The sequence below is a fragment of the Pasteuria penetrans genome, from assembly GCF_900538055.1.
In the GTDB taxonomy this organism is placed as follows: domain Bacteria; phylum Bacillota; class Bacilli; order Thermoactinomycetales; family Thermoactinomycetaceae; genus Pasteuria; species Pasteuria penetrans.
Genome location: NZ_UZAC03000001.1, coordinates 1,786,207 through 1,802,515 on the forward strand (window position 1 = coordinate 1,786,207; position 16,309 = coordinate 1,802,515).

Here is a 16,309-nt window from a genome sequence, read left to right on the forward strand (position 1 = left end):
TGATTTAGCACCAATTACCCATTCCCATCATGATGCTGGTACTTGCTATCATCGTAGGGATTACCGTCGCCAATAGGGATTAGAATATAAACCCTGGCCCTGGCATAAACCCATAATAATTGGGTCCACCCATACCCACACCCATACCGTAGGAGCTTATCATGCTACCGGGATAGCCTAGGATACTAGGACCACCACCCCATGAACCAACATACGCGTTGGCCATTCCGTTTCCAAATGCTGTTAGGGTTGCGCAGCTCATCAAACCAGCCACTATGATTCTCTTAGTACTCTTCAACATAGTTGATCACCCCTATTTTATTTTTTAAATGAATGAACACATTCCCTATCATTCCTTATCATTCCCTATCATTGATAACCTTCGCCTACATATATTGATTTAGCACCAACTATCTACTCCCGCCATGAGGTTGGTACCACCATAATTGCAGAGACCACCGCCACCATAGAGGTTAGAATATGAACCCTGGTATGACCCATAATAATTGGGTCCACCCATACCCATCATACCCATACCCATCATACCCGTACCCATACCCATACCCATACCCATACCATAAGAACTCATCATGCCGCCAGGATAGCCTACGTTAGGACCCCATGAACCACCAATGCATGACGCGTTAGCCATTCCATTCCCAAACGTTGCTAGGGCTGCGCAACTCATCAAACCAGCCACTATGATTCTCTTAGTACTCTTCAACATAGTTGATCACCCCTATTTTATTTTTTAAATGAATGAACACATTCCCTATCATTCCCTATCATTGATAACCTTCGCCTACATATATTGATTTAGTACCAACTACCTACTCCCGCCATGAGGTTGGTACCACCATAATTGCAGAGACCACCGCCACCATAGAGGTTAGAATATGAACCCTGGTATGACCCATAATAATTGGGTCCACCCATACCCATCATACCCATACCCATCATACCCGTATCCATACCCATACCATAAGAACTCATCATGCCGCCGGGATAGCCTAAGGCGTTAGGACCCCATGAACCAATGCATGATGCATTAGCCGTTCCATTTCCAAACGTTGCCAGGGCCGCACAACTCATCAAACTAGCTACTATGATTTTCCTAGCATTCTTTACCATAATCGATCATCCCTTCTTCTGCTTTTTATTTTTTAAATTAATAAGTTATATTAAAAATTATTTCTCTGTTTTTTGACATAAAATGCTACGAGCAGCTGAACCCCATTTTAGTACGAAACGAAACCAATGGTACGGAACCATCTGTAGGACCAACTGGGACCGCGGTCTATACTCATAGGACAATCTGGGTAACAACCGGAGTGTTTACCTCTTGCAACTGGATCACCCTCAGCGAACGGATTAGGGTTTTCTCTACATGTGGGAAGACCCCAACAGTGCGATCTATATTTTTTCTGCTATGGACTCGACATCCCTTCCTTTCTTTGTGGCGCTCTCTTGCATTCTACTATTTTTTTTGGAACATTACGTTTTCCCCATTTCCTATTTGTTTACCCCTATATATTTTTTAAAATAAAATATATATAAGTGATACAAATTAATATTATCATTTTTACGGCGGACTTGTAAACCTAATATATAGTATATAAAATGGTTTTTGTGTATATTATTTTCTGGAAATGATATTTCTGAAGAAAGGTTCACCTTGCTTTCAGATGGATTGCGTCCGATTGCGTGTGTAAATTCCCCGGGATTTTCCCGTCACGTTGAGTAGGGCTAGTATCCTAGCCAATCCCTTCGCTCCGCCTTCATTACAAGGGTTTCCCCATCACTATGAGGTTGATTCGACTCTGTCCACAGAAGCTCTGGTATATCACTCAACCTGGCCAAGGACAGGTGTTCGTGCGACAGTTCCTCGTGATTCCCTATGGGGGCCTAACTAAGTTAGGGTCCATTCCATCTATGTACCGTATGCTACCAGGATCGTAGGTGGTTTCCCCCCCGTGGTTTCGTTCCAAGGATAGATTCCGATATCCCTGTTCCGGCATCGACTGAGTCTTTCTATGCTTACCACCCTTGCTCTCTACACAGCGGCTCTGGGCAGTTTGGAACCTTTGCATCCCTTGCCGATTTTGAAGGGGGCCCCCTCTCTCATAGGACACGACACAACATATAGAACTGTGCTTAGTAGTCTCCCAGCATACGGTTTCTCTTCCTTCTGTCCCAATCTTCAGACCGTTCAGATTTTACCTCGATTATGGGGATGTGGTTCCAGAGTTTCAGTGACCTTCCCAAGTGGTTTTTCCATTAAAGTTATTGTTTTACTGTTCCCATCGGGGGAGTCAGTTCCTTTGCTCTGTCTTCATTACAAGGAAAGGGGGTTCATCGCTACTGTAGACTGATTCGATTTCGTGTACGGGGTCTTCTAGGTATTTTTGGCTTTTTTATCACGCCTGGTATACAGTAAGGCATCCGTGCGATGGTCCCTCAAGTCTCATACTGAGATGGGCGTCCGGGTGCCTAGATTAGGTTCCTCCCGTCTTGTAACATCGCATGGCCGCCCGGATCATAAGTAGGTGTCTGTCCTCCATGATTTCTCCCAACGTTTCAGGCTCCACCTCGGTTTTGACATGAACTGTTTGATGCATTATCGAATGGTTCACTCCCGTTGAGCTTTCTAATTCCCACCGGGCAGGGATTCTGGCTCCGCCTTTTTCTATAAACCGCTTACCATCGAAGTATTTTCACACCAGTAGCATGGAGCGGTTTCGGGGTACCCCCTATGTTTGTCCCACCATAGCAAAATAGTTCTACGGGGGTGGCTAACGACAAAAGGGTAAATTTTATTCAAATAAAATTTGCATAAATTTTGTAAATCATTAATAATTTTATTTTTATTCATATTTCCCTTTTCCATATAAATTAAATATGAATTTATATGCAGGGGATATTGCCTTCTCCGGTCCCGTGGTTCGCATGAGGGAATGGGAATATGGGGGATTGTATCAGAGAGGAATCCTGGTTTGAGATGGTTATATTCATCTCAATAAAATATATGTATATTTTACTTTTATAAATACTACTATGCAATATAAATAAACAAAGTTTGGGGGCAGTAGTACTCATAGATACAGGTAGAGGAGGGCTCGTTCACACCCCCCTAACGAATTTTTTCTTTTTTGCGGGATTCCCCATAGGAATACTTGGTTTCAAATGAGTGCTTTTCTACTACGGATTTGGGTATGGACCTACTCAAGGGTCCCCCATACTCTCGCACGGCGTCCTGGCCATTGCTAGGTGCGAAATAAAAAGCCAAAGACAACGGAGACCTCGTGCGTAAAGTTGGATTAGCCCATAGTAGCTGTGGAGTCTTTGTAATGAAGATGAAGTGAAGGAGGTTCATTGTCCGAAACAGGGATGGGAACGGTAAAAAGTAGATTCAAATAGGAGAGGGCATCAGGGGACATCAAGAGAGGACATCAAGATCCAAACCCTGCTGGGGGAGCATAATAGCACAAGAAAACAGAGGCACTGTCATCATGGCGATAGGTCCAAGGGGATTGGTGGTGGGGGGCTAGGGATCGATGGACCGACGGTTGGCAGAATTTGAAAGCAATCGGAAGAACCATGGGTACGTCATTGGGAATCGAATGGGTCCAACGAGTGGATAGTATGAAGCCTGGTGGCAGTAAAAAACCGATCGGAATTTCCTACCGTAGCCGATAGAGTTGTTCGGACCGTACTCAAGAACGAACCAGGACCTTATCTGAAACTCCATGCCCTATTCTTATGAATGTCGCTCGTGTGTATGTTGCTCGGGAACATCATCCACTCAGGCTCCCTAATCCTGTCGAAGGACTTGTCGGCCCTACGATTGGGGATCGATTTCTGTATCAGAGGGTACTCCATCCATTGATGAATTACCATAGGATATCCGGACCGACAGCCCATGACGAATGCCATAAATAGACCATACTATTCACGGGCAACCCATCAACCATTCTCCACGCGGAGACAAGGGAAGGGTAACATTTTCCTGACATCATCCTTTTTTCCATTAATTTAATGAAACCCAAACAATCAGATCGGGATTCAATCCGGGGAAACTACCATCATGGGGGAGGGAGAAAGGTGAATTCCACATCACAACGGATTTTTTTATCCCTGCTGGGCCTGTCTACATTTGGGATTGGGGTGACAGGATGTGGCAGAGGTGTCGAACAGAGGAGCGAGGAGCTCGCAAGATCCTCTATAAATCCCTCCGTCTTCTCACTCTATAGAATATCAGACGATAACCAATCACGTTTCGGTCCTAACAGCACCCCTGCCGGAGTTCCTAGTAGGGAAAGGGATCCCGGCCAAAATGATATCGGTTTTTTCACATACGAGGCCCTGTCCCATCCCGAGAGGGACCAATTGGAACAACAGCCCACACTCTTTGTGGACAACGAGGCCTTAGCTAAGGGGCTAAGCTGTCTCGTAGGAAAATTGGACAGCATCAACCACAGCACAGTAGTCGTGCATAACCAAAGCATACTCATTGGTGTTACACCAAAGGATAAACGACAGGAATTGGGCAATGACTTGCATCAGCAACTCCTCACTATGGCAAAAAGCATAACCCCTCGTAGTTATCAAATAGAAATCTTATCGGAGAAGCAACTACAAGCCAAACTGGATCTCAAGGATCTGAGTAAAATAAGCCTTTCCTCCGGCATTGCACGGGGGGGCTGGGAATCCGCGAGTCGTAGTTCCAGTTACGCCAGCTACGGTAGTGAGGAGGGCGATACCACGGCCCTGATTACCATTGATCGACCTTTGCTGGCCAGAGGGCTAGGATACATGTTGGGGAAAAATTTTACCTTTTGTCCTAGTCATACGTTATTGGTAACCGATGATATAGTTTTTGTGGGAATTCCCAACTTAGCCAAGAATACCGGGGAAGATACACGCGACGATGATATCCAGAACAGGGACAAGAGCAACAACAATGGAGAAGATGCTGACGACCCTACGGGTGGTACCCGTACACGGGATTACACACATGGGGAATTCATTCAAGAGGCAGTCCAAATGATAGAAAGCATCACGCCCGGATATTACAAAGTAAAAATTCTCGATGAGGGGTATTTGCGCGATAAAGTCAACAGTGCGGATCTGCGCAATGTTGGGTCTGATGGGGTTACCAATCGGCAGGGCACCTTAGGGAAAATTATACGTGAACTTGGGGATCCCACCCCGCCTGGGGGTCTCGATCCCACGGAATCACCCTGAAACCACAAGAGTCACCCTGATTTTGCCTTGTTTGTTTCGGACTCTAGGGCACCTGCCTCCTCCCGTTTTGCTAAGGTTTCCAGTGCTGCGTCGGCCTGCGCGTGTGCTTGGTAAGAACTGCGCACGAGGGGACCCGACTCGATGTGTGAGAAACCCATGTTCATTCCCAACGTACGCAGTTGATCAAATTCTGCTGGAGTCACATAACGGGCAATCGGCAGGTGCGATGTGGTGGGCTGGAGATATTGACCCAATGTCACAATGTCCACATCATGATCACGCAGATCGCGCAGCGTGGTTAGCACTTCTCCCATTGTTTCCCCTACACCGAGCATGATGCTGGATTTTGTAGGAATCCCGGATGCTAAACGCTTAGAGAGCTGTAAAAGCATCAGAGTACGATCGTAGGTTGCCTTGGCCCTCACACGGGGTGTCAGACGACGCACTGTTTCAATATTGTGGTTGAGCACATCGGGGTGGGCATCCAATACCGTTTGCAAGGATTTCTGTGAACCCCCGAAATCAGGTATCAAAACCTCCACACGCGTTTGTGGATTGCGGGCGCGTATCGCATGAATCGTCGCAGCAAATAGGCTGGCTCCCCCGTCCTGCAGGTCATCACGGGCCACCGATGTTACGACTGCATAACGAACCCCCATTTGTTCCACGGCTTCAGCGACGCGTTCTGGTTCTTCCCCGTCCAATTCTGTGGGCATGCCCGTATGCACGGCACAGAACCGGCAGGCTCGTGTACAGACACTCCCCAGGATCATGAAAGTGGCCGTACGCTGGGACCAGCATGCATGAATATTGGGACAACGAGCTTCCTCACAAACGGTATTGAGCTTTTTGTTTCGCATCATTGCCTTCAATTCGCGGAAGTCAGCATTTGTGGAGAGCCGTACCTTCAACCACTCTGGTTTACGGCTACCCGGCACCATCTCCTCGACCATTCATGTTCCCCCCTATTTCTCCCATCCATCAACGGATTCCCTGCCATCTTATCACAAACCCTCATCCATCAACAGGCCGTCAAAGGGCAATCAAAGGAGGTACATGCAACACCATGAGCGGAGTTTTCTCGCTTGCACTGGCGGGCCTCCTCCTGTGGGGGTATGGTAGTAGCAGCGAACCCCCTCCCATTCTATTGCCCTCCACGTACCACCCCCCTCTTCCAGAATCGTCCAATCATCCTGATCCCATGATCTTCTGGAAAACTGTAGGTCATGCAGTGGGTATACCGTGGACCTATCTTGCTGCCATGAATCAGGTGGAAGGGGGCTTCACCTATTGGCAGAAATGGAAGGATGAAAAACCCTGGTTGACCCTTCGTGTTCCCCAACACGTTTGGGGCGGCTGGATGCATCCTGAGCCGGGAAAAACAAACCCTCTAGCCGTGCATATCTTTGGTGGTATGGGGCAGGATGCCAATGGCGATGGTAGAGCCGATCCAGAAGATCCTGTCGATGTGCTTTATAGTATCGCCCATTTTCTCGCCCAAAAAGGTACACAACCGGATCAACTCCATGAACAGTTGTGGAACTATTATTACGATGGACAGATTACCGCCCAGGTAATCCATATTGCACGTATTTACCAGGTAATGGGTACGGATCAACTAAACACCTATCGTTTTCCCTTACCCACAGAGAGTGACCCGTCCATCATTAAGGATAACTGGCAACAACTACGTAGATGGGGGAGGAAAGGAAAGAAGACACTACGCTTTCATGAAGGTATTGACCTATTTGCCCCCCACGGTGCCACAGTTGTAGCTCCTTGTTACGGCTATATAGAACAAATGGGTTGGAATTCCTTTGGCGGTTGGAGATTGGGGATTCGTGATGGCAAGAACCGCTATCATTATTTGGCCCATTTGTCTGGTTTTCGACAGGGGATGTCTTTGGGTGATATCGTGTCACCAGGGGAGAAAATAGGCACAGTAGGTTCATCGGGATATGGTTCCCTGGGTACTCTGGGCAAATTCCCTGCCCATCTCCATTATGGGTTATACCATTCCAGTGAGAAGAAAAATTATGCTGTCAACCCGTTGTCCTTTCTACAGAAACTGCAACGACAGGAACGTGATACGAGAAGGAAAAAGAAAAAATTCAAAGCCGTTTCTGTTGCCAGGCTGCCGGAATGGACTTCGATGGGAAATCCCGAATGATTGTATCATCAATCATAAGTACAGGTGTTTTCCGGAAAACCCATGGACCGAAGCCCCTTCGGATGATCTACCCAAAGAACATCATGAAAATAGATGAATTCTATGCAAGGGCGATTATCATGTACAGTTACATTCCATTCGGTTCCCTAATTCTCCCCAGAATAGGGTGGTTACCGTGGTATATCAATGGTAGGGGGTCGGGAAAATCTGGCTGCTTTCTGCCTGCCCATGCTATCATAGGAGAAAGGTGGAGGCTGTTGCGAATCGCCCACCCTACTGAGAGGGGGTACCAGGGATGCATCACAACCTGCGTGCATGGCTAGAGGTGTTGGTAAGGGAAAAAGAACTGACCATTATAGAAACCCCAGTGAATCCCCATCTCGAAATAGCAGAAATCCACCGTCGCGTAATAAGGGAAGAAGGGCCGGCCTTATTCTTTGCCAATGTACAGGGGAGTAGATTTCCAGTTGTCACCAATCTACTAGGCACGACACGGCGGATGGACCTGGCATTTGGTCCTCGTCCTGAACGGATAGTTCGTCAACTCGTAGGAATGATCGAGCATCTCCTCCCCCCCCGTTTGGGAATGTTTTGGCAGAAACGTTCTCTGCTTTTTCCTCTCCTGAGGATAGGTTTACAAAGGGTACCTCATCATAAGGCATCTGTGTTGGAGGAAACCATGGATCCCGTTGACCTGAATGCTCTGCCTGTGCTCACCAGTTGGCCTGGAGACAGCGGCCCTTTTTTTACCTTGCCCATGGTCTACACTGAACCCCCAGGGGGGGGGAGTCATAACTTGGGTATGTATCGTATGCAACGTTATGATTCTGGTACCACGGGTATGCATTTTCAGATCCAAAAAGGGGGGGGATTCCATTATGATGCAGCGGAGAAACAACGGCAGGACTTGCCTGTACAAGTTTTCCTCGGTGGCCCCCCCGCCCTTCTGGCGGCGGCTGTCGCCCCCCTACCGGAATTATTTCCTGAATTATTGCTCGCCTCCTTTTTGCTCGGAAAGAGGTTACCTGTAACGCAGAATCATTGTCCTGCAGAGGCGGAGTTTCTCCTCCAGGGAGTTGTGAAACCCCTTGAACGTCGTGTAGAAGGTCCATTTGGGGACCATTACGGTTTTTACTCCCTGGCCCATTCCTTTCCCGTTTTTCGCGTTCAGTCTGTTCATCATCGACGGGATGCCATATACCCAGCAACGGTTGTTGGGAAACCACCCCAGGAGGACTTTTATCTTGGCGATTTTTTGCAGAATCTGTTTTCTCCCCTTTTTCCCTATATTATGCCCGGTGTGCGTAACTTGTGGACCTATGGGGAGAGTGGATTTCACTCCTTAGCCGCTGCTATCGTAGAGGAACGTTACACACGCGAGTCACTTGTTCATGCCTTGCGAATTTTAGGGGAGGGTCAGCTTTCCCTAACCAAGTGCCTACTTATAACGGACCAATGGATAGATTTACGAAATATTTATCACTGTTTGACAACCATTTTGGAGAGATTTCAACCTGAGGAGGATCTCATCGTTTTACCCCAAACCTCTGCTGATACACTGGATTACACAGGAAAAAAATTCAATAGAGGGAGCAAGATGATTCTGATGGGCTTGGGAAGGGAACCTTGTCGCGTTTTGCCCTCCGATCCTTCCCTACCGGATATGATAGGCATTAGCCATATCGCGGCCTTCTGTCCTGGGGTTTTGGTTCTGGAGGGTTGTTCCTACACAAAGGATCCCCAACAGGCCCAACGTTTCTTAGAGAACTATGGTGATATTTGTTCCTCTTGGCCTCTCCTCATACTAGCGGATTCCACCCGAATAACCCGGGACCCTACCAGTTTTCTCTGGAGTGTGTTCACCCGCTTCGATCCCGATCTTGATATACATGCCCATTACACGATCAAACGGCACCGTCTTCGTTACCGCCTGCCTATTCTTATCGATGCTCGTCACAAACCCTTTTATCCAGATGAGGTCGTGGTAGACGAAACAACGGAACGACAGGTCACCGATCGATGGAAAACCTATTTCCCCCATGATACTCTCGTTGCCATGGAAACTTTTCCTGTTCCTCAAAAACATGATGGATCATTAAAATAACCTTATCTGTACCTATTGTATTAGGGAGAGACGCTTTCCGTGGTTCTCTATAGGGGTCTAAATTAGGGTCATTCTATCTGTGTACTGGATACCGCCCGGGGGCAATACGTGGTTTGTCCTTCATGGTCTTACTATATCCTTCCCCACATCATATTTTTTCTTTACGGAATATTATAATAGATAGATAAGTGAAAAGGGAATTTGTGGATATTTTTGACAAATTGAAATGGGATTGGGTAGTTTAGTAGGTGTGTGGGGGACGAGAGAATAGGATTGGAATGAACATATATGTTTTTTTAAAAAATAAAATAAAAATTTTAAATCAACGAAATAAGTCCTGAAAATGGGGGAAATCCTCCTACTCTATCCACAAATCCACATTTACAATAGCGTTCGTTCTCGGTACTGAATCCCTAGGTTTGATATTCAGCCAGGATCGATAAAAAATAAGCTTACCCAGTAAGCTTATTTTTTTATCTTCATATGATAATCAGTTCCAAAAAATTTCTCAATTCCTGGCCACCTTCTTTGTCCAAACCATATGCTTCTTCCAAATATCCGTTTTTTTTCAAATCATCGGGTCCTAGGATCGCTAACTGGTTTGATTGCATATCAAGAACAAGGAATTTTCCATAGAATCTCTGGGTTGTAATCACAGCTAAATCAAATCTCTGGGTTTCCCCCGCAAAACCAATGAAACGGGTGCGTGTTGTTTCCGTATCATCGTATAGAAAATGATCCATAACGGTGTAGTACCCCGCTTCCTAATATCGTAAAGATGTTCCGAGATAGGGGAGGCGAATGGACGTTTATATATTTAGAATATTCCTAAAAATTTAGGCCTATTACGTTGTTGACGACGCGGGGAGGGTAGAGGAAGGGAGGATGCAAATTGCTGTTTGAAATGAATATCTTTGATCTCGGTGCGCATTTGTGTTTGCCACTTACGTACCTCATCAAAAAACTTTTGTAATCTCTTTATGACCCTTTCATCCCGACGGTGTGCGGTGAGATGGGAACTGAGTTCCTCTATTGTATCACATATTTTCACCATATGTTCCTCTGTTTTATCCAAACGATTGTGAATATTCTCCATATATTTCTGTGTGGATTGCATGAAATGTTGCATTTCCCGTATATTCACCGCGTCCTGTTTTGCTTCTGTTGGCGATGGGGCCGTTTTCCTTTGGGCCACGGTGCGTGCTTCGTGTGCAATTTTCCCCTCCCAAACAAGCAGGGCACGCAATTCACGAAGTGTAGGGGGGGAGTGGGATTTTCTTAGGTGGTATTGGATGTTACGCAAGGGGTCCATACTGGTTTCCTGCAACCAGAGGCGGGCGTGATCATCCCAGTAGGCGTCCACGTAGGTAAAGAATGCTTCCACCCATATACGTACGGTACGGGGATCCTCTCCCAAGGCGCGTGCTGCAGTACCAATGGGGAAGAAACCCTTAGCACGCAATTTTTTGTCAAGATCCTCATAGACTTTTTCAATTCTTGTCGTTTCCTTTATCCGACCGGTCATTGTTGGGTCCTCCTCATAGCCTTATATCCCCTCCTTATGCATTCAACGCCGTACGGCCGGTTTTCTCTTCCCCCATATATAAGGGGGATATGAACCCCCATAGTCCTTGGCGGATCAAGTACAATAGGAGTGATTGATTGTCCCTGTTCGGGATGATCCTGAGTCATAGGAAGTGGAAATGGTGGGAAACATAGGGTTAGTGATGGTATGAATATATAGTAAAATTACTATAATAAACAACATAGAAAAATTGCAAATGCCCCTGGCGACGGGGGATAGGGATGCTCTTCCTTCTTGAATTCCCCGGTTGGGGAAACCTCCCCATCAATTTTAGTTCTATTTCATGAATTTTATCAATGGCTAATTTTGGGCTAATTTGGGGGTTTCTTGCGAAAAGAGGGACCGTCCCCATAGGGGGGAATGGGACACAATCCCCCAAAAATTATACTATAGGGACAGGGGTATCCGGTGGGCCGAGTCGTTTTCAGGGTATCGGATGGATCCTGGGGATCGTGGGGGATGTTGAAATGAAGGACCCTGGGGAAATGTCCTGTTCCCCACATTCAATATGTTGTTATCATGGGAAAATGTCATATCATAGTAAAATTGATATTTTCTATGGGGATAGGCATCCCCAGCGGATGGATATGGGGGATGCCATCATCACCCTATGGTACCCCTGGGTGGGGGGAATTCAGTGGGGATAAGGGAATTCCTGTTTCATTTTGGATAACTGTTGTGCTTTTTGGCGGACCTGGTGGGGGGGGGCCCCCTCAACAGGGTATTGCCCTTCCTTGTGAAGACACTGGAATAAACGTTGTTGGGCCTGTTGTGTATCATGGAGATTTCTGGTAGCCATCCTTGCTAGTTCCACATTGCTGGCTTCCATAGATGCAATGGTATACCCATGTCCCAGATTTTTCTCTGTAAGTAAAAGATCATGCAAACAATCATGTTCCGTGAGGGTGGGTGGTGATGCGGTTTGTGTACCCGCCGAACTGACCTGGGGGGAATGCAAATGATGGGGGAGTTCTGATTGTTTTTTTGGGGGGGCATCGTGGGGGAAGGGAGGTGGATTGGGTTGTGGGTACGGCATGGAGGGTTTCGGATAGCTTCGTCCTGTAGGAGGAGGGGGAAAGTAGGATTGCATGGTCACAACCTCGCTTTGAAGGGAGTTTTTAGTTTAGAATACCATTGTTTCCAGGAGAAGGGGGGGCCGGCATGGTATTGGGAGCGGAATTTTGTAGGATGTGTAAGATCTGTTCGCAGTGTTGTTGGTGCATTTGCCCAATTTGATGCAGCAATTGGATTACCTCGGGTTGTGTTGTGTTGTGGGCGTACTGGTAACTTTTTTTTGCTGCTAGGAGTTCCCAGTGTGCTTCATCGCCCAGATAGAGCAAGTCTTTTTGTGAAAGTCGCATGGAAAAACTCCCTTCTCCCAAAGGGGAATTGTGTTTGAGTCTTCTAGGATTATTTATGGACCTGCGTGTGCGGGTCTACAATAGGGGGGTATGGGGTTTTGAGTTGCAAGGAAAACTCTAACGTCACCCACCTGTTACCCTGTGCAAGGGATCGTTCCCGTATGCGTGTAGGATGGTGGAACCTTTCGTGTATCGAATCGATAAGCAAGCTGTTCAAGATCAATTGCAAATGTTGCATCTCTGCGCGGAGGTTCTGGAACATACTAGTGCCCCCACATTTTCGCGGGATTTGTTGTCATCCTTTGCTGTAGCCCGGGCGAGTCATATTGCTATGGAATGCATCATTGACATAGGTGTTCGATTGATTGATGCATTATGCTTACGTGATCCCGGATGTTATCGAGATGTTATTGATATCTTGGCGGAGGGTGGTTTTCTCCCCGAAGCCTTGGCTGGGCAGTTGGTTCATCAATTGGGAGCGCGGCGTCGGTTGGTGCAGGACTATGCTACCCTCTCCGTAGAGGCTATGTGGGCTTGCCATTTCCCCCCTCTCCTTTGCTGTGAAGTGGCTGGGGTTTTTACTGTCCTTTTGGAGCGATTAGGAAGAGGGGAGTACATGTAGGGGGAGGGTCGATTTTCGATAGGATGCGATGTTCTTCTTCCTTTTATGGAACTGGCATCGCTTATCCTTTTCTATTATCTTGGATTGTTTTACCATGATTTTCCCGCTGGCCCTGGGTTTCTTGAAGGGGGATTGCCCCCCGTTCCGGTGAGGATGCGTCCTTTGGGGGCTGGGTCATCCTTACTATCTCTTGAACGGAATCTCCCCCTGATATTCTTTTGGAGGAGGTTTTTGGGATGACGGAATCCCAATTCCGTGGGCGAGTAGAGCTGGGTCCTTCATTAGGCTATTGTGCCGATAGTGGAAAAAGGGAATATGTTGGTATTATCGGTCAGCCTTAATTCCATCGGGGCACTAGAACCTGGGGGATTCGGATCCCGCATTGCGAAGTTTGGTTTCTTCTGTGTAGTTAGAATTAAAAAAATTATTTTTACCTTGTTCCCTATGGTTACTATGATCGATGGGTACCCATTTTTGAAAGTGATTTACAAGGGTAAGGGGAAGCCAATGTTGTTCCCCCGGTATTTTTAGGAACCCATCCCTTAGGATATGCATATCATTTTTTATGTAAATGGTATAATGGAATGGAGTGGTAGGCCCGGTGGATTCCTCCCCGTGGACATCGTAATGGAATGATGGGGAAAACAAGGGGGTTGGTAGGACTACTACTATGTCTGATCCGTAGGGTGGGGGAATTGTGGGGTACATTCCTGGCGTCGGCGCAAAGACGGAATCCCCCCGATCCATATTTAATTGTATCATTTTATTTTTTAAAAATTTTTAATGGATACTCTAGAGAGTAAGAAATGAGACGGTGACTGTTGCTGTTCTTAATGATCGATCCACACCCAAGTTACCCTTGCGTTTTTCTATATTTTTAGGGTTTTGGGGGCCTGAGGGAAAATATGGGGGGACGATGGGATCGAACGAGGGTGTTCTTCTTGTTGATGAGGGATGGAAATCTGATCCCCATTAGGCATATAGGGGGATCATAAAAGAAAAGGTGATTCCTATGCGGCCTTTACTGGAATTTTGTGTCAATAATCTGTGTCCTGATGTTCAGAGGATGAGAAAACGTTTGGAGGAAGAAGGGGAATGGGATATAGTGGAATACCCCTGTTTGGGGAATTGTGGATTGTGTGCTGCTGCTCCGTTCGTGTTATTGGAGGGGGAGGTGGTGACAGCCCGCACCGGGGAGGAGTTAGAAAAAGCGATAAGGGAAGCCATCTTGGATGGTTCAACGATTTGAAACAGGTTGGTTGATCGTGTATAATGATTGGACGTTGGGTTTCGGGGGAGTTTTTCTTGGCGTTTGTGATGGGAGATCGAGGTTTGTTTCGTATTCGTAGAATTTCGCAAAAAATTGTCTTTCATTGAGACGAGCTGGTGGGAGGGGACGGAAGGTTGATCAAAGGGGTCACAAAGTATGAGTTGCCACCTTTGCCCTACGATTTAAGGGCTTTGGAGCCGCATATCGATGCATTGACAATGGAGATCCATCATGGTCGTCATCATGCCATGTATGTGGGTAACTTGAACGCTGCTTTGGAAAAAGTCGACGTGGAGGGTAAGTCGATTGAGGAATTATTGGGTTCCCTAGATACGTTGCCTGAAAAAGTCAGGACCGCTGTGCGAAACAACGGCGGTGGGCATGCCAATCACTCATTATTTTGGCAGATTCTTAGTCCTGAGGGCGGTGGGCAACCCGGGGGTGATCTTGCTAAGGATATTGACAAGACTTTCGGTAGTTTCGATGCTTTCAAGAAGAATTTTACGGAGGCGGCTACCAAGCGCTTTGGTAGCGGCTGGACCTGGTTGGTTTGGGACGGTAAGGCCTTACAGGTGCTCAGTACCCCTAATCAGGACAGTCCTCTGATGCAAGGATTGTCCCCCATCATGGGTTTGGATGTCTGGGAGCATTCCTACTATTTGCGTTACCAAAACAAGCGTCCTGCTTATATAGAAGCCTTTTGGAACATTGTGTACTGGCCAGAGGTAGAGAGTCGTTATTCTAGGGTACGCAGCGGATCTCTAGCCTGATGGGGTGTGAAGGTAGTTGTGTACGGGATAGGGTTTCCCACAGCGATTGTGGGGTACCCTTTTTTGTTGGCTGTGGGAGAGGTAGGGGGCAAGCATGAGCGTTCCACAAATATTGTATGATCTCATGAATTTATCATAAATAAATAATAAACTGTATACTGTTTCTGAATTATAAAAAATAATCAGAAAATGTGGAATAGCTGCCTGTGGTTATTGGGATGAAACTTGGGTTGGCCCCATCCAAGGAGGGGTAAGGATGCGTTTGGCAACCTACATAGTGCGGTCCAAATTCTTGCGCGTTTCCACCATGCCACAACCACCCGGTCGTTTGGGATGGGTGGTTGGGGAGAGGATTGTTGATGCAGAGTTGGTATGGAACCTACCGGGATTCAGGGAGAAGTGGGCGGAAATTCTACGACCTAGCAAGCCCATCTGGCCAGCCACATTGGGGCAGTACCTGTGTTTGCCCCCCTTCATTCGTTCTACCTGGTTGTGTTTCCTAGGGGAATTCCTTACCCACCATGAGTACGGGGACGAGGTGGAGGGGGAGCCATTAGCCCTCCACCTGGAGGAAGTGGATCTGTTGCCACCTTGGCCGTTGCGTACGATAAGTTGGCATCGTGATGAGCAGGAGGGGACGGAGGGAGAACCGTTGAATTCTGTTCTTCCTCATCCTGTGTTGGTAGGTTGCTATGCTGATCTCCCCCTATCAACGGTGGATACGAAGATACAGGTGGATCTGGGAATGGCGGCCGCCGTAGCTAAGGCAGGATCCTCCTCACCGGTATCAACGCTAGGGGGGTATACACTTTGGGCGTCGCTACGGACAGAACATTCTCCGGATCATCTTTGCTTGGGTCCGTGGTTGACTACGGATTCCTCTCTTCCCCCCACACTCGCGTGGGAAGTTTCCGTTCAGGGCAGGGAGGTAACCTCTGGGCAGAATGATTTGTTCCTCTGTTTGGATTCCCTGCAACCGGTTCGTACATCCGCCTGGGGGGCTCGTCAGGCCAATATAGGGGATGCGCTTGGGGTACGATGGGCAACGTTTTTTGTAGAACCGGGTGAGGAATGGATGTTCCGGGTGGATGGTTTGGGGATTTTGGCACCCCGTTTGGCAATTAGGATAGGGGTAGGATAGTTTTTCCGATAGTGATAGAATCGGTTCAACATACCTTTGTCG

The 16,309-nt window shown here is 47.2% G+C and carries 17 protein-coding genes; 9 read left to right on the forward strand and 8 right to left on the reverse strand.

Annotation, left to right across the window (positions count from 1 at the left end; genetic code table 11):
* Positions 1–79: 79 nt before the first annotated feature.
* From PPRES148_RS07290 to PPRES148_RS07300, 3 genes are all read right to left on the reverse strand, one after another.
* Entirely contained in the window at positions 80–301 is a 222-nt protein-coding gene (locus PPRES148_RS07290; protein ID WP_149453870.1) for a hypothetical protein, read from the reverse strand.
* A 99-nt stretch (positions 302–400) separates the two neighbouring features.
* Complete coding sequence (locus PPRES148_RS07295; RefSeq protein WP_149453871.1) at positions 401–727, reverse strand: hypothetical protein; 327 nt, start codon at positions 725–727, stop codon at positions 401–403.
* Positions 728–816: 89 nt separating this feature from the next.
* Positions 817–1,131, reverse strand: coding sequence for a hypothetical protein (locus tag PPRES148_RS07300; protein ID WP_149453872.1), 315 nt, complete (start codon positions 1,129–1,131; stop codon positions 817–819).
* A gap of 605 nt (positions 1,132–1,736) precedes the next feature.
* On the opposite strand from PPRES148_RS07300, the gene PPRES148_RS12365 reads away from it, so the two are divergent.
* From PPRES148_RS12365 to PPRES148_RS07310, 3 genes are all read left to right on the forward strand, one after another.
* Positions 1,737–1,913, forward strand: coding sequence for a hypothetical protein (locus PPRES148_RS12365; RefSeq protein WP_223127995.1), 177 nt, complete (start codon positions 1,737–1,739; stop codon positions 1,911–1,913).
* Between the two features lie 120 nt (positions 1,914–2,033).
* Positions 2,034–2,372, forward strand: coding sequence for a hypothetical protein (locus PPRES148_RS07305; RefSeq protein ID WP_149453873.1), 339 nt, complete (start codon positions 2,034–2,036; stop codon positions 2,370–2,372).
* A 1,729-nt stretch (positions 2,373–4,101) separates the two neighbouring features.
* Positions 4,102–5,244 carry a YhcN/YlaJ family sporulation lipoprotein gene (locus PPRES148_RS07310; protein ID WP_187820806.1) on the forward strand — a complete coding sequence of 381 codons (1,143 nt, stop codon included), beginning with the start codon at positions 4,102–4,104 and terminating at the stop codon, positions 5,242–5,244.
* A gap of 11 nt (positions 5,245–5,255) precedes the next feature.
* Here PPRES148_RS07310 and lipA read toward each other — a convergent pair whose 3' ends face one another.
* Positions 5,256–6,197, reverse strand: a complete 942-nt coding sequence (gene lipA / locus PPRES148_RS07315) for a lipoyl synthase (protein WP_246142931.1) — start codon at positions 6,195–6,197, stop codon at positions 5,256–5,258.
* Positions 6,198–6,310: 113 nt separating this feature from the next.
* On the opposite strand from lipA, the gene PPRES148_RS07320 reads away from it, so the two are divergent.
* Positions 6,311–7,414, forward strand: coding sequence for a M23 family metallopeptidase (locus PPRES148_RS07320; RefSeq protein ID WP_187820807.1), 1,104 nt, complete (start codon positions 6,311–6,313; stop codon positions 7,412–7,414).
* Positions 7,415–7,709: 295 nt separating this feature from the next.
* On the forward strand, positions 7,710–9,518 hold the full coding sequence (locus PPRES148_RS07325) for a UbiD family decarboxylase (protein WP_149453876.1): 1,809 nt from the start codon (positions 7,710–7,712) through the stop codon (positions 9,516–9,518).
* Positions 9,519–9,997: 479 nt separating this feature from the next.
* Here PPRES148_RS07325 and PPRES148_RS07330 read toward each other — a convergent pair whose 3' ends face one another.
* From PPRES148_RS07330 to PPRES148_RS07345, 4 genes are all read right to left on the reverse strand, one after another.
* Entirely contained in the window at positions 9,998–10,261 is a 264-nt protein-coding gene (locus PPRES148_RS07330; RefSeq protein ID WP_149453877.1) for a DUF3055 domain-containing protein, read from the reverse strand.
* A 74-nt stretch (positions 10,262–10,335) separates the two neighbouring features.
* The gene (locus PPRES148_RS07335) at positions 10,336–11,043 is read right to left on the reverse strand and encodes a hypothetical protein (protein ID WP_149453878.1); all 708 of its coding nucleotides are present in this window, start codon (positions 11,041–11,043) and stop codon (positions 10,336–10,338) included.
* A 694-nt stretch (positions 11,044–11,737) separates the two neighbouring features.
* Entirely contained in the window at positions 11,738–12,193 is a 456-nt protein-coding gene (locus tag PPRES148_RS07340) for a spore coat protein (protein ID WP_149453879.1), read from the reverse strand.
* A gap of 28 nt (positions 12,194–12,221) precedes the next feature.
* Entirely contained in the window at positions 12,222–12,464 is a 243-nt protein-coding gene (locus tag PPRES148_RS07345) for a hypothetical protein (RefSeq protein WP_149453880.1), read from the reverse strand.
* A 187-nt stretch (positions 12,465–12,651) separates the two neighbouring features.
* On the opposite strand from PPRES148_RS07345, the gene PPRES148_RS07350 reads away from it, so the two are divergent.
* From PPRES148_RS07350 to PPRES148_RS12590, 4 genes are all read left to right on the forward strand, one after another.
* Positions 12,652–13,086 carry a DUF86 domain-containing protein gene (locus PPRES148_RS07350; RefSeq protein ID WP_223127996.1) on the forward strand — a complete coding sequence of 145 codons (435 nt, stop codon included), beginning with the start codon at positions 12,652–12,654 and terminating at the stop codon, positions 13,084–13,086.
* A 1,012-nt stretch (positions 13,087–14,098) separates the two neighbouring features.
* Positions 14,099–14,335: a DUF1450 domain-containing protein gene (locus PPRES148_RS07355; protein ID WP_149454283.1), complete on the forward strand. Its 237-nt coding sequence runs from the start codon at positions 14,099–14,101 to the stop codon at positions 14,333–14,335.
* Positions 14,336–14,493: 158 nt separating this feature from the next.
* Positions 14,494–15,126, forward strand: coding sequence for a superoxide dismutase (locus PPRES148_RS07360; RefSeq protein ID WP_246142967.1), 633 nt, complete (start codon positions 14,494–14,496; stop codon positions 15,124–15,126).
* A gap of 256 nt (positions 15,127–15,382) precedes the next feature.
* Positions 15,383–16,267 (forward strand): hypothetical protein, encoded by an 885-nt coding sequence (locus PPRES148_RS12590; protein WP_246142932.1) that lies wholly within the window; start codon positions 15,383–15,385, stop codon positions 16,265–16,267.
* Positions 16,268–16,309: the final 42 nt, after the last annotated feature.